We start from the raw sequence: 12,548 nt of genomic DNA on the forward strand, positions 1-12,548 counted from the left end.
CATGTCACGTCGTCGTATCATCGCGCGTCCGTTGCTCGCGCTCAGCCTGGCTCTGGCCGCCGCCTCCACGCCGGTTCTGGCGCAGCAGACGCCGCCGACGCAGGAGGCCGTCCTGGGTCATGCCTCGGGCGCGCGCATCACCCGCGCCGCCGAGGTGCGCCGCTATTTCGAGGCCCTGCGCGCCGCCTCGCCCGATCGCATGGTCATCGGCGACTACGCCACGACCTGGGAAGGCCGCCCCCTGTTCTGGGCCGCCGTCGGCTCGCCCGCCAATATCGCCCGACTGGATGCGATCAAGGCCGCCACCCGCGCCCTGGGCGATCCGCGCCGCACCTTGCCGGAACAGGCCCGCGCCCTCATCGACGACACCCCGGTCATCGTCTGGATGGCCTATTCGGTGCACGGCAATGAGATCAGCCCTGCCGACGCCGCCATGGCCGCAGCGCGCCGCCTGATGGACGCCGCCGACGCCGAGGCTCAAGGCTGGATGCAGAACGCGGTGGTCGTCTTCGTCCCGACCCAGAACCCCGACGGGCGCGAGCGCTTCATCAACGGCTTCGAGGCCGGTCTCGGCCTTCAGCCCAATCCCGACTCCCTGTCCGCCGAACGGGCCGAGCCCTGGCCGTCGGGTCGCTTCAATCACAACCTGTTCGACCTGAACCGCGACTGGTTCATCCAGTCCCAGCCGGAAACCCAGGGCCACGCCGCCCTGATCCGCGAATGGCGCCCCCAGGTGGTGGTGGACTCCCATGAGATGGGCACGGACTCCAGCTTCTTCTTCCCGCCCGAGGCCCAGCCGCTCAATCCCTGGATCTATCCCCCGATCCTCGAGGCTCGCGAACGCTTCGGCCGCAACAACGGCGCGCGCTTCGACCAGGCCGGGCTGAACTATTTCACGCGTGAGACCTTCGACGCCTTCTACCCCGGCTACGGCGACGGCTGGCCCGCCTATTTCGGGGCCGTCTCCATGACCTATGAGCAGGGTTCGGCGCGCGGCCTCATGGCCCGGCGCTCGTCCGGCGAGATCCTGACCTACGCCGACACGGTCAAGGGCCACCTGACCGCCACCCTGTCGACCATCGAAACCGCCGCCCGCGACCGCGAGAAGCTGCTGAGCGATTTCTACGCCTTCCACCGCGACGGCGTGGCGGGCGGACGCGGGGCCTATGTCATATCGCGCTCCGGCGCCGCCGATCCGGCCGCCGCCGACAAGCTGGCGGGCCTGCTGGTCCGTTCGGGCATCGAGGTCGGTCGCGCCACGGCCTCCTTCTCCGCCTGCGGCCAGGCCTGGCGCCCCGGCGACTATGTGGTGAACCTGTCCCAACCCCAGCGCCGCATGGCCGAGACCCTGCTGGCCCGGGACGTGCCGCTGGACCCGAAATTCCTGGCCGAGCAGGAAGCCCGGCGCGCGCGCGGCCTGGGGGATGAGATCTACGACCTGACCGGCTGGTCCCTGCCCCTGCTGTTCAATGTGCCCAGCCAGAAATGCGCCGGCGCGCCCTCGGTCCAGACCACGGCGGTCGGACCTGAGCTGGTGCGTCCGGTCGCCGTCGCCGGCACGGAGGCCGCCTACGGCTATGCGATCAATCCAGGCACGGCGGGGATGCGCTTCCTGACCGCCGCCCTCAAGGAAAACCTGCCGGTCCGCTCGATCGAAGCCCCCTTCACCCTGGACGGCAAGGCCTATGCCGGCGGCGCCTTCATCGTGCCGCGCGCGGGAGCGCCCACCGATCTGGACGCGCGCGTGCGCCGCATCGCCGCCGCTAGCGGGGCCGAGGTCACGGCCCTGGCCAGCTCCTGGGTCTCCAGCGGTCCCAGCATCGGCTCGGACAAGGCGACGGCCATCAAGGCCCCGCGCGTGGCCATGGCCTGGGACGATCCGACCGATCCTGAATCGGCTGGGTCGATCCGGCACATCCTGGAGCGGGAATACGGCTGGCCCGTCACCCCGGTTCGCACCCGCCGTCTGTCGGGCGCCGACCTGTCGGGCTATCAGGTGCTGATCCTGCCGTCCGGCGGCAACTACGAGCAGATCCTGGGCGAGGGCGGCGTCGCCAACCTGCGCGCCTGGGTCCAGTCGGGCGGCGTCCTGATCGGCGTCGGCTCGGCCAGCCGCCTGCTGACAGACCCCGACGCCAAGCTGCTGGACAGCCGCCGCGAGAGCGCCGTCGTCCCCGAGGGCCACGAGAAGGATGAGGTCGAAGGCGCTACCGTCCCCGGGACCGAGATCGCCTCGGACATCGACTATCTCAGCCACACCGCCCACCGCGGCGGGTCGCCCGATTCCGTGGCCGGGGTCCTGGCCCACGCCGTGGTGGATCAGGAGCACTGGCTGGGCGCCGGCGTGGCCCCCGAGGTCAGCGTCATGGTGCGTGGTTCGGACATCTACACCCCCCTGAGCCGCGATCAGGGAACCAACGTCGTGCGCCTGGCCGGCCCCGACACCGTGCTGGCCTCGGGTCAGCTGTGGACCGAGAATCGCCGCCAGCTGGCCTACAAGCCGGTGGCCATGGCCACAGAGGTCGGTCGCGGCCAGGTCGTCGCCTTCACCCAGGACGTGACCATGCGCGCCTTCCTGGAGGGGCTGAAGCCGCTCTTCCTCAACGCCGTCTTCCGCGGCCCCGCCCACACCTCGGGCTGGAACGGCGAGAACCGCCGATGATCGTCAGATCGGCACGAAACGCGGCGCTACTGGCGGGGTTCGCCCTGCTCGGCGCCTGCGCGACCTTCCCCAAGAGGCCGCCCCTGATCGGCTATGACCCGGCCCCCTATGGCGACGCCTTCTGCGCCGCCGCGACCCAGGCCGTCCTGCGAGACTCTCTGGGCCAAGGCGCTTACGCGGCCTTCGGCGACGAAGTCTACCGCATGGGCCGCCAGGGTCCATGCAGCGCCGCCAGCCTTGCGGACTTCGTCGCCGGGCGCCGCGGCTGCGCCATCATGCTCCCCGCCGGCGGCCCGGACTGTCGGGAAACCGACCTGTGCCTGCGCTTCACCATGGATCGAGAACTGGCCCGCGACCCGCGCGTCTGGTCCGCCGTCGAGAGCGCTCTGCGCCAGCCCTGCGACACGCTCACCCCGCCGAAGGAACTGCCCTATGCCCGCTGGCCCTCGGCGGTCGGCAACCCGGCCTGGGCGTCCTGGACCCTGCTGCGATGCGACCGCCGCCGCCAGGTCACAGGCTCGGCCGTCACCCTCAGCGACAGCGGCGACCAGACTGTGGTCCGCCTGACCTTCGCCCTGACATCTCCCCGCTGAGAACGACGCCCCAAGTCCGCGTCGCCGGTCAGTCAGCGTCCGCGACTTCGCCGCCCTGCACCATCCGCGTCACGGCCATGTCGGCCGTGACATTGCCCAGGGTGCGGAAGATGTCAGGGATGACCTCGACCGCCAGCAGCAGGGGCAGCATCTCCAGCGGCACGCCCATGGCGATGCAGATGGGGGCGATGGAGGCGAAGAAGCTGGCCTGACCCGGCAGCCCCACAGTGCCGATCGAGATCAGCACCGCCGTCAGCATGGCGGCGAACAGCTGGCCGGCCGAGGGCTCGATACCGAACAGGTGGGCGCAATAGATGGCCACGCCCAGGTTGGCGACCGGGCTGGTGATGCGGAACACCGCCACCGCCAGCGGCAGGACCAGACCCGCCGTCGCCCGCTTGACGCCCAGGGCGTCCACCGACCGCTCGACCATGACCGGCAGGCTGGCCAGCGACGACTGGGTCGAGAAGGCCACCACCTGGGCCGGGGCCGCCGCCCGGGCGAACCGCCCCAGGCTGACCCGGCCGAAGATGACCGCCAGAGGATAGAAGATCAGGCCGATGCCGATGCAGGCCAGCGAGATCAGGGCCACATAGTGCAGCAGGACCCCCGCCGCGCTGGCCCCCGCCATCAGCCCCACCCCGATCGACAGGGCGAAGACCCCCAGGGGCGCCGCCATCAACACCCAGCGGACGATGGTGATCATGGTCTCGCCGACCGCCTCGAAGAAGGTGATCAGCGGCACGCGCAGCCGGTCGGGCAGACCCGAGGCCGCGAAGCCGAAGAAGACGGCGAAGACCACCATGCCCAGGATAGCGTCCTCGGCCGCCGCCCGGATCGGGTTGGCCGGGGCGATGGTCTTCAGGAACTCGCTGAAGGGCGCGCCGGCGCCCAGGCCTTCGGCGCCCTCGGGCTTGATGGCCAGCAGCAGACGCGCGCCTTCGGGGTCGATCGGCCACAGGGCGTGCAGGCCATAGGCCGCGCCCACTGCGTAGACGGTGGCGAAGACGATCAGCCCGCCGAACCAGGCCACGGCCCGCATCGCCAGCCGCCCGGTCCGCGCCGCATCCGCGATGGAGGCGATGCCGGTGACCAGCAGGCTGAACACCAGAGGAATGATCGTCATCCGAAGCGCGTTGAGCCACAGCTGGCCCAGGGCCTGGATGAAGTCCGCCGTGGCGTGACCGCCGGGCAGGCCCCACTTCTGCGCCGCCGCCCCGGCGACAAGGCCCAGCACAAGCGACAGCAGCACCAGGGTGCTGAGGGAGGTCAGAAAGGAACGCGCCGTTTTCATAACGGCGACGCTATCAGCGCCCGTGAAACACGCCAGAGGAAATCGGCGTCGTCGCGTGCCCTAATGCGGCGTGCCCGAATTGGCCGGGTCGAGCGGAAGGCCCGCCGCCTGACGCGCCTTCATCACCCGCAGCCAGCCGTGCATGGCCTCTGAATCCAGGCCGTGCATCATCAGCCGATAGCCCGCCTGCAGCGTCGACAAGGCCACCAGCGGATGACCGTTCTTGACGAAGGCCATGTGGTAGCTCGTGCCCAGAATGCGGGCGATGTAGATGGCCATCACCTCATCCAGCTGCAGCGAGCTGGAGGCCCGCACGAAGTCGTCGCGCGGCAGCATCAGGGCGTAGATGGGAGTGTAGAACTCCACCGCCGTCTGCACGTCGACGAAGTTGTGCCACTTGCGCGGAAACTCTTCGAACGGCGGAAACTCGTCCGAGATCATGGAGAAGTCGATCCGCTGGGGCGGCATCAACTCGCGCCCCTCGGCGCGCAGCACGGTGTTCATCTCGATGACGAAGTTGAAGATGTTCAGGTCGTGCTGAAGGAACAGATCCGGCTCGATGTCCTGCAGCCGCGTCGGCGTCAGCGGCCACTTGGTCACCTTGTCGCCCACCCCCGCGTTCTCGCGCACGAAGGCGGTCAACTCGGACCCGACGTGGAAGTGGCGCAGGATCACCCGGTTGCCCTCGGGCGTCACAAAGGTCCGCAGCCCCCAGTGGATGGTCTTGTGCAGCAGGCCGTTCAGGTTCGGGTATTTCGGCGAAATAACCCGCAGCACCTTCACCAGACAGAAGAACAGAAACACCAGAGGCCGCGCCACCGGGAAGAGCCAGCGCCGCGACCGCGACCGCGCCCCCAGCAAGAGGTCGCGCTTGGCCCCGTCGTCGATCGGCAGGCTGTGATCCAGATACAGGGCCATCCACGGATCAGGGTCCTTGGGGTCGAAGCGCGCAGGATCGAACGGGTCCTCGTGCGGCTTGAAATATCTCACGCCGCGATCTCCTCGATCTGCAGGGCGTAGAGGCGGGCCGTGACCTTGGCGGTCGTGACGATCCGCTCGGCGACGAAGGGATCGGGCAGGACCATGCCCAGCATCTCCTCGAACTCCTTCATGTGCTCGGCGTCGTTGTCGCCGTGATAGAGCAAGAAGCGCACCGCCTCGTCTGGCAGGGTCAGCCGTTCCTGCACCTTCAGGCCCCAGGGCCGCGCCTTGATCGAGCCCAGCCCCTCGATGATGAACATGGCGCCCAGCAGGCCGAAGGGATCGGGCTTCGACGCCTCATGGAACATCCAGGCCGACAGGGCCTCGGACCCGACATTCTTGGACGCCGACTGGATGTCCTCCAGCGCCCCGCCCGAGGCGACAAAGTCGGCCTCCAGCAGGCGGAAGTCGCGATGCTCGGTCACTGCGTGGCGCATCAGGGTCGAGCGCAGCTCCAGATGCTCCTCGCCGATGTTGGACGCCGCCCGGCTCATCCACAAAGCCCCGTCCTTCACCTGCTGGCGCAGGTTGATCAGGAAGGCGTGGTAGTCGACGACCTCGAAGCGCCCGCGCGTCAGCTTGCGGATCAGGGGCGTCGCCTCCAACCGCTGCTCGAAGTCGGCGAAGACCACCGCCAACTTCCGCAAGGTGTCGGCCACCGCCGCCTCGGCTTCACGTTCCGCCATCAGACAATCTCCAGCATCATGAAGCCGATCATCGCCCGCCCGCTCTCGGGCACGATGCACAGCACCTTGTCTCCGCGCTTTCCGCGTCCTGACTTCAGGAAGGCGTCCAGCATGACCCAGATTGAGGCCGAGCCGACATTGCCGCTGTCGGCCAGGGTCGTGAACCACTTCTCCTCCGGGATCATGGCGGCGGTGCTTTCCAGCAGGCCGACGATCTCCTGACGCAGCGACCGCGCCGAGTAGTGGCACAACAGGTGGTCGACCTGATCGGGCGTGATCCGCCCGGCGTCCACCTTCTCCAGCCAGACGCCGATCCAGGCGCGGATGACGATCTTCAGCAGGTCGAAGTCCTGCAACAGGGCCACCGCCCCCGCCGCATGCGCCGCCGCCGGTCCGGCGTGGCTCCAGGCGCTGGTCATGTCGGCCCGCGCTTCGGGCGTCGATCCCGCCCACATGCAGGGGTCGAAACGCCCGGCCAGGGAGGTCATGTCGATCCACTCGACCTTCAGGCTCAGGCCGTCGGGTTTCGGCCTCGGCTCCATCACCACGGCGCCCGCCCCATCCGACAGGGTGAAGCGCAGGAAGTCCGCCTCGATCCGCGCCCGTCCCTTCTCGTCCACCAGGGCCGTGCCCTCATAGAAGGCGGGTCGGAACCAGCGCGATGAGAACTCGCCCGCACAGGCGGCGGCGACGTCCGCCTCGCCCGCGCGCACGCTCAGCCACGCCCCCTTGGCCGCCATCAGGGCGCTGGCGCAGACCGACTGATAGCTGAAGGCCTCCAGCGGCCCCGCCCCCAGTTCGGCCTGAACCGCGCTGGCGTGACCAGGCACCAGATAGTCGCCCTGCGTCGCTGCCGCGCCCAGATGCTCAAGGTCGCCTAGGCTCAGCCCCGCCTCGTCCAGCGCCGCCCGCACCGCCTCGGCGCACATGGAGGCGTTGGAGTGCAGCGGCTCGCCGTCGGCGTTCAGGGCGTAGTGCCGCCCCTCGATGCCGTTCCAGCGCAGGGCGCGTCGTCCCACGGCGGACGCCCGCCCGCCGATGCGGCCGATGAAGTCCTCCATCCGGTCATTGCCGATCCGTTCCCCGGGCAGGACGGCGCCGGTCCCGGTGATGAAGACGTCACGAAGCATACTCATGGCGCGGACCTTGGCCGCAGCCCCCGGCCCGCACAAGCCGCAAACCGTCGCCTATGGCGTCATCGGCCCGCGCGCACTACCTTGACGTTCATGGCTCGTTCTCCTTCGACACCGTCGCCCAAGCCCGTTCACGTGCCCGGCCAGAGCGCCGCTCAGAGCGCGGGGATGCAGGAGATGGCCGCGCCCTTCGTCCAGGACGCCCCGCGCGGCCGCGGCGGCAAGGCCATGCCGATGTTCGCGCCCGTCGCCGGCCCGCGCCTGACGCCGGAAATACCGCCCGCCGCCCCGGCCGACTGGGTGCCGCACCGCCCCTCGCGCGAGGGAGCGAAGAAGGGCGGCCGCTTCCGGCTGGAGACCAAATACACCCCCGCCGGCGACCAGCCCGCCGCCATCGCCGAGCTGTCCGCCATGGCCGAAGCCGGCGAGCGCGATCAGGTGCTGCTGGGCGTCACCGGCTCGGGCAAGACCTTCACCATGGCCAAGGTCATCGAGCAGACCCAGCGCCCGGCCCTGATCCTGGCCCACAACAAGACGCTCGCGGCCCAGCTCTATTCCGAGTTCAAGGCCTTCTTCCCGGACAACGCGGTCGAGTATTTCGTCAGCTACTACGACTACTACCAGCCCGAAGCCTACGTCCCGCGCACCGACACCTACATCGAGAAGGACAGCTCGATTAACGAGCAGATCGACCGGATGCGCCACGCCGCCACCCGCGCGATCCTGGAGCGCGACGACGTCATCGTGGTCGCCTCGGTCAGCTGCATCTACGGCATCGGCTCGGTCGAGACCTACACCGCCATGACCTTCTCCTTGAAGGTCGGCGACGTCATCGACGAGGCCAAGCTGCGCGCCGACCTCATCGCCCTGCAATACAAGCGCAACGACCTGAACTTCGAGCGCGGCATGTTCCGCAAGCGCGGCGACGTGCTGGAGATCTTCCCCGTCCACATGGAGGACCGCGCCTGGCGCATCCAGCTGTTCGGCGACGAGCTGGAGTCGATCCAGGAGTTCGACCCCCTGACCGGCAAGAAGACCGCCGAGCTGGAAGAAGTCACCGTCTATGCCGCCAGCCACTACGTCACCCCGCGCCCGTCGCTGAACCAGGCCATCACCGGCATCAAGGAGGAGCTGAAGGAGACGCTCGCCTGGATGAACGAGAACGGCAAGCTGCTGGAGGCCCAGCGCCTCGAACAGCGCGTCCGCTTCGATCTGGAGATGATGGAGGCCACCGGCTCCTGCGCCGGCATCGAGAACTACAGCCGCTGGCTGACCGGCCGCGCGCCGGGCGAGCCCCCGCCCACCTTCTTCGAATACATCCCCGACAACGCCCTGCTCTTCGTGGACGAGAGCCACGTCACCGTCGGCCAGATCGGCGCCATGTTCAAAGGCGACTACAGCCGCAAATCCACTTTGGCCGAGTACGGCTTCCGCCTGCCCTCCGCCATCGACAACCGCCCGTTGAAGTTCGACGAATGGGACGCCATGCGGCCCCAGACGGTCCACGTCTCGGCCACCCCCGGCGCGTGGGAGATGGAGCGCACCGGCGGCGTCTTCGTCGAACAGGTCATCCGCCCCACCGGCCTGATCGACCCCCCGGTCGAGATCCGCCCCGTCTCCGGCGCCACCCGAAACCAGGTCGACGACGTCATCGACGAGGTCAAGGCGACCACCCGCAACGGCTACCGCTCCCTGGTCACCACCCTGACCAAGAAGATGGCCGAGGACCTGACCGAATACATGCACGAGCAGGGCGTGAAGGTCCGCTACATGCACTCCGACGTCGACACCCTGGAGCGCATCGAGATCCTGCGCGACCTGCGCCTCGGTGCCTTCGACGTCCTGATCGGCATCAACCTTTTGCGCGAGGGCCTCGACATCCCCGAGTGCGGTCTGGTCGCCATCCTCGACGCCGACAAGGAGGGCTTCCTGCGTTCGGAAACCTCCCTGATCCAGACCATTGGTCGGGCAGCGCGCAACGTCGACGGCCGCGTCATCCTCTACGCCGACAAGATGACCGGCTCGATGGAGCGCGCCATCGCCGAGACCAACCGCCGCCGCGACAAGCAGCAGGCCTACAACCTCGAACACGGCATCACGCCCGAAAGCGTCAAGCGCGACATCAAGGACATCCTGGACAGCCCCTATGAGTCGCGCGACCTCGACCAGCTGACCCGCCCCGGCGTCGCCGAAGCGGCCAAGCCCTTCCTCGGCTCCAACTTCCAGGCCGCCCTCAAGGACCTCGAAGGCCGCATGCGCGACGCCGCCGCCAACCTAGAGTTCGAAGAAGCCGCCCGCCTGCGCGACGAGATCAAGCGCATGAAGCTCCTCGACCTCGAATTCGCCAATGAAGCCCTCACCGGCGCAGGCGAGGAGGTCGACAAGTCAGCCCCCAAACGCTGGCGCAAGGAAGCGGCGGCCGAAAAGGCCGAGGCGTTCAGGAAGGGGCGGTAGGGGAAAGCCCTGAGGCTTGGGCGCCACAGCGGCGCAAAACCCGGCGCCGCCCTCACTTGTTTAAGGGAACGGTGCGGAAATTGCGGCATTGTCGTGTCGAAGGGTGCATCATGTCGAAACCGAACAGTCCAGAATCCGACGACCGGCCCAACCTGCGGGTCGTCTCCTCCCCCGAGGCCGAGGTCTATGACCTGATGCGTGCGCCCGAGACCACCGCCGAGCGCGTCAAACGCCTCCAGGCCGAGGCGCGCGCCCTGGCGCTCGAACAGGTCGAGGCGCTGGAAGAGGTTCTGCTCAAGGCCGCCGACATGGCGCGCGAGATCGCCGACGGCGGCGACGCCTATCCGGTCGGCGCCCGCGAACTGGCCCATCGTCTGGTCCAGGACCTGCCCGCCAAGGCCGAGACCATGAAGGCCATCATCGCCAAGAGCCATCCATGATGCTGTAGGCCGCGGTCAGAAGGCTCCGCCTTCTCGACCCGACGCGGCCTCGGCGCTTTGCGCAACCACGCCCGTCATCCCGGCCGAAGCGAAGCGCAGAGCCGGGACCGCCCAGGACGCCGCCGCCAGCATTTCCTGCGGTCCCGAATAGCAGCTGCGCCGCTTCCGGGATGACGAAGAGGGTTCAGCCGACGATGTCCGCGAACTCGGGGTGCCTGCGCAGCCACGCCACCGCATAGCTGCAGTGCGGAATTAGCGTCAGCTTCTCGGCCCGCGCGTGTTCGGCCAGGGCCTGCATGAACTGGCCCGCCGCGCCATGGCCGCGCAGGGCCGGGTGGGCCTCGACGTGCAGGATGACGCGGGCGTGGCCGCGAATGGCGTACTCGGCCCAGACAGGGTGCTCGTTCCCCTCGGCGTCGGCGAACTCCTGCTGGAAGCGGCGGTCGGCGGGCTGGTCGCGAAAGGCGCTCACGAAAAGGCTCCTGAAATCAGGCCGGCCGGTCGTTCAGCAGGGCCAGCAGACCCAGAACGCTTTTGACCGTGAACCAGATCGACACCAGCAGCAAAAGAAGTCCGAACAGGATCAGGAAGGGAATGCCGATCAGCAGGATGGAGGCCACGGCGCTGACCGCAATCAGGCCCCACAGCACGACGCTGATCCAGAAGACCGACCAGAACAGGCTGATCTGGGCCTCGATATGCTGGGCCGCCAGACCGGTCGCCGAGCCGCGGCAGGCATAGGCCACGATCAGCCCCGCCAGCACCAGCAGGTTCGCGCTGGGGATCGACAGGATGTAGAGGATCCAGGCCAGAACGGCCCCGTCGCGGCCATTGCCGCGCGCCTGGGAAATCTGATCAGTCATGACGGCCTCAGTAGAACAGACGCAGCGGATGGCGGATCGGGCGGCCTTCCAGCAGGTCCTTCAGACCCAGGGCGCCGCGCAGGATGGTCCACACCGACATGACGAACAGGACGAAGACCCCGACGTTGATGAGGATCAGGACCACCCCGCCGACGATGGCGGCCACGGCGGCCATCAAGGTCCGCTGCTGGAAGATGAAATGGCTGCGCGCCAGAGGATCAGCGGGCGGCGCCTTGCGCCACATCCGCAGCAGGCCGATCGCCGCCGCCACGCCAAAGGTCGGCACGGCGAACAGGATCAGGGCGTAGCCGACATAGAGGCTGGTCAGGTCGCCGGCCTGATCGGGCGAGGCCGCCGCGCTGTTGCTGCTGTAATCGCCGGATTGGACCATCGGAACCTCTTGAACGAGGCGGGACAATGGCGGGACGGACGGCCCCGCGCAACCGGCCTCAGCGCGAATAGGCGACTTCGCAGCCCGCCGCCGCTGCGCCCGGAATGGCGCCGGGCTTTTCGATGCGCACCTTGACGGCCAGGACGCGATGATCGGCCAGGCAGGCCAGGGCGACGCGCTCGGCGAAGGTCTCGACCAGGGCGATGTGCTCGCCCGCCGCCAGATCGCGGGCGATCCGGGCCACGCCCTCATAGTCCAGGGTGTCGGACAGGGAGCGGATCGGGGCGGCGCCGAGGTCCAGCTCGACGTCGACGAACAGGGGCTGCAAGCGACCGTGCTCGTGGGCGTGGACGCCGATGGCGGCCTGAACCTCCAGACCGCGCACCAGCACGGTCAGGCCCAGACGGCGCGGCTCGGACGCGGTGAAAGGCGTGACGACGGCGCTCACGACCAGGTCTCCGGCGGCAGGATGTCATTGATGCTGAAATCGGCCCGGTCGCACCAGTCGCCCAGCTTCCACGCCCGCTCGGCCTCGGTCAGACCGCGCGTCAGGACGGTATTGGTCGGCGTCTCCTCGATGGCCAGTTCGGCCAGACGGAAGGGCAGGCCCTCGGCGGCGAGGATGGCTTCCAGCTTGCGCCACAGGGCGATGACCAGGGCCTCGGTCGTGGGATCGCCGTCGACGGTCAGGACCTGGTTCAGCCGCTGCGGCTCATGGCTCTGGAACCAGGCCAGCAGAGGGTCGGCGCGGTTCAGCTGGAAGGCATGGTCCAGGCTGCGGTCGACGAAACCGTGCCAGCGCCGCTTCAGGTTCTCGAACGAGGCGGCGTGGTTGGACTGGCCAAAGGCGATCTCGGCGGTCGGCTCCAGCGTCACCTTCACGAACTCGTTGTGCCCGTGCGGCACGGCGCACTTGGACCCCGCATCGGCGATCAGCCGGTGCGCCATCGAGAAGCGGCGGGTGAACTGGACGGCAGGCATCAGGGGCAAGGGTTCCGAAAACACAGTCGCCCCATATAGGCGCCGCGAAGGGTTCGCGCATCAACACCCT

At 68.6% G+C, this 12,548-nt stretch carries 13 protein-coding genes; 4 read left to right on the forward strand and 9 right to left on the reverse strand.

Going from position 1 to position 12,548, the window contains the following annotated elements:
• The first annotated feature begins 1 nt into the window (after position 1).
• Positions 2–2,662: a M14 family metallopeptidase gene (locus RTY13_RS02710; RefSeq protein ID WP_312780938.1), complete on the forward strand. Its 2,661-nt coding sequence runs from the start codon at positions 2–4 to the stop codon at positions 2,660–2,662.
• Positions 2,659–3,255, forward strand: coding sequence for a hypothetical protein (locus tag RTY13_RS02715; RefSeq protein ID WP_312780939.1), 597 nt, complete (start codon positions 2,659–2,661; stop codon positions 3,253–3,255). The genes RTY13_RS02710 and RTY13_RS02715 overlap by 4 nt, the downstream gene beginning before the upstream one ends.
• 28 nt (positions 3,256–3,283) lie before the next feature.
• Here RTY13_RS02715 and RTY13_RS02720 read toward each other — a convergent pair whose 3' ends face one another.
• From RTY13_RS02720 to RTY13_RS02735, 4 genes are read right to left on the reverse strand one after another with little or no spacing between them, the layout of a single operon-like run.
• Positions 3,284–4,549: a dicarboxylate/amino acid:cation symporter gene (locus RTY13_RS02720; RefSeq protein WP_312780941.1), complete on the reverse strand. Its 1,266-nt coding sequence runs from the start codon at positions 4,547–4,549 to the stop codon at positions 3,284–3,286.
• 60 nt (positions 4,550–4,609) lie between these two features.
• Positions 4,610–5,539 carry a DUF6999 family protein gene (locus RTY13_RS02725; protein ID WP_312780943.1) on the reverse strand — a complete coding sequence of 310 codons (930 nt, stop codon included), beginning with the start codon at positions 5,537–5,539 and terminating at the stop codon, positions 4,610–4,612.
• Complete coding sequence (locus RTY13_RS02730; protein ID WP_312780945.1) at positions 5,536–6,276, reverse strand: iron-containing redox enzyme family protein; 741 nt, start codon at positions 6,274–6,276, stop codon at positions 5,536–5,538. The genes RTY13_RS02725 and RTY13_RS02730 overlap by 4 nt, the downstream gene beginning before the upstream one ends.
• A complete protein-coding gene (locus tag RTY13_RS02735; protein ID WP_312780946.1) occupies positions 6,216–7,352 on the reverse strand; it encodes a beta-ketoacyl-ACP synthase III in 1,137 nt (378 codons plus the stop codon). The genes RTY13_RS02730 and RTY13_RS02735 overlap by 61 nt, the downstream gene beginning before the upstream one ends.
• A 90-nt stretch (positions 7,353–7,442) precedes the next feature.
• On the opposite strand from RTY13_RS02735, the gene uvrB reads away from it, so the two are divergent.
• Both uvrB and RTY13_RS02745 read left to right on the forward strand, forming a co-directional pair.
• Entirely contained in the window at positions 7,443–9,803 is a 2,361-nt protein-coding gene (uvrB, locus tag RTY13_RS02740) for an excinuclease ABC subunit UvrB (RefSeq protein ID WP_312780947.1), read from the forward strand.
• Between the two features lie 110 nt (positions 9,804–9,913).
• Positions 9,914–10,243 (forward strand): hypothetical protein, encoded by a 330-nt coding sequence (locus RTY13_RS02745; protein ID WP_312780949.1) that lies wholly within the window; start codon positions 9,914–9,916, stop codon positions 10,241–10,243.
• A gap of 184 nt (positions 10,244–10,427) precedes the next feature.
• Here the strand turns inward: RTY13_RS02745 and RTY13_RS02750 are convergent, their stop codons facing one another.
• From RTY13_RS02750 to RTY13_RS02770, 5 genes are read right to left on the reverse strand one after another with little or no spacing between them, the layout of a single operon-like run.
• The gene (locus tag RTY13_RS02750; RefSeq protein WP_312780950.1) at positions 10,428–10,715 is read right to left on the reverse strand and encodes a GNAT family N-acetyltransferase; all 288 of its coding nucleotides are present in this window, start codon (positions 10,713–10,715) and stop codon (positions 10,428–10,430) included.
• A gap of 16 nt (positions 10,716–10,731) precedes the next feature.
• Complete coding sequence (locus RTY13_RS02755) at positions 10,732–11,106, reverse strand: hypothetical protein (RefSeq protein WP_312780951.1); 375 nt, start codon at positions 11,104–11,106, stop codon at positions 10,732–10,734.
• Between the two features lie 7 nt (positions 11,107–11,113).
• The gene (locus RTY13_RS02760) at positions 11,114–11,497 is read right to left on the reverse strand and encodes a serine/threonine protein kinase (RefSeq protein ID WP_312780953.1); all 384 of its coding nucleotides are present in this window, start codon (positions 11,495–11,497) and stop codon (positions 11,114–11,116) included.
• A gap of 58 nt (positions 11,498–11,555) precedes the next feature.
• Positions 11,556–11,945, reverse strand: coding sequence for a dihydroneopterin aldolase (gene folB / locus RTY13_RS02765; protein WP_312780954.1), 390 nt, complete (start codon positions 11,943–11,945; stop codon positions 11,556–11,558).
• Positions 11,942–12,478: a 6-pyruvoyl trahydropterin synthase family protein gene (locus RTY13_RS02770; protein ID WP_312780955.1), complete on the reverse strand. Its 537-nt coding sequence runs from the start codon at positions 12,476–12,478 to the stop codon at positions 11,942–11,944. Before RTY13_RS02770 ends, folB begins: the two co-directional genes overlap by 4 nt.
• Positions 12,479–12,548: the final 70 nt, after the last annotated feature.

The organism is Brevundimonas sp. (assembly GCF_032055285.1).
In the GTDB taxonomy this organism is placed as follows: Bacteria; Pseudomonadota; Alphaproteobacteria; order Caulobacterales; family Caulobacteraceae; genus Brevundimonas.

Coding starts and splice junctions, on each gene's coding strand:
- RTY13_RS02710 (WP_312780938.1), top strand. CDS start 2: ATGTCACGTCGTCGTATCATCGCGCGTCCGTTGCTCGCGCTCAGCCTG.
- RTY13_RS02715 (WP_312780939.1), top strand. CDS start 2,659: ATGATCGTCAGATCGGCACGAAACGCGGCGCTACTGGCGGGGTTCGCC.
- RTY13_RS02720 (WP_312780941.1), bottom strand. CDS start 4,549: ATGAAAACGGCGCGTTCCTTTCTGACCTCCCTCAGCACCCTGGTGCTG.
- RTY13_RS02735 (WP_312780946.1), bottom strand. CDS start 7,352: ATGAGTATGCTTCGTGACGTCTTCATCACCGGGACCGGCGCCGTCCTG.
- uvrB (WP_312780947.1), top strand. CDS start 7,443: ATGGCTCGTTCTCCTTCGACACCGTCGCCCAAGCCCGTTCACGTGCCC.
- RTY13_RS02745 (WP_312780949.1), top strand. CDS start 9,914: ATGTCGAAACCGAACAGTCCAGAATCCGACGACCGGCCCAACCTGCGG.
- RTY13_RS02755 (WP_312780951.1), bottom strand. CDS start 11,106: ATGACTGATCAGATTTCCCAGGCGCGCGGCAATGGCCGCGACGGGGCC.
- RTY13_RS02760 (WP_312780953.1), bottom strand. CDS start 11,497: ATGGTCCAATCCGGCGATTACAGCAGCAACAGCGCGGCGGCCTCGCCC.
- RTY13_RS02770 (WP_312780955.1), bottom strand. CDS start 12,478: ATGCCTGCCGTCCAGTTCACCCGCCGCTTCTCGATGGCGCACCGGCTG.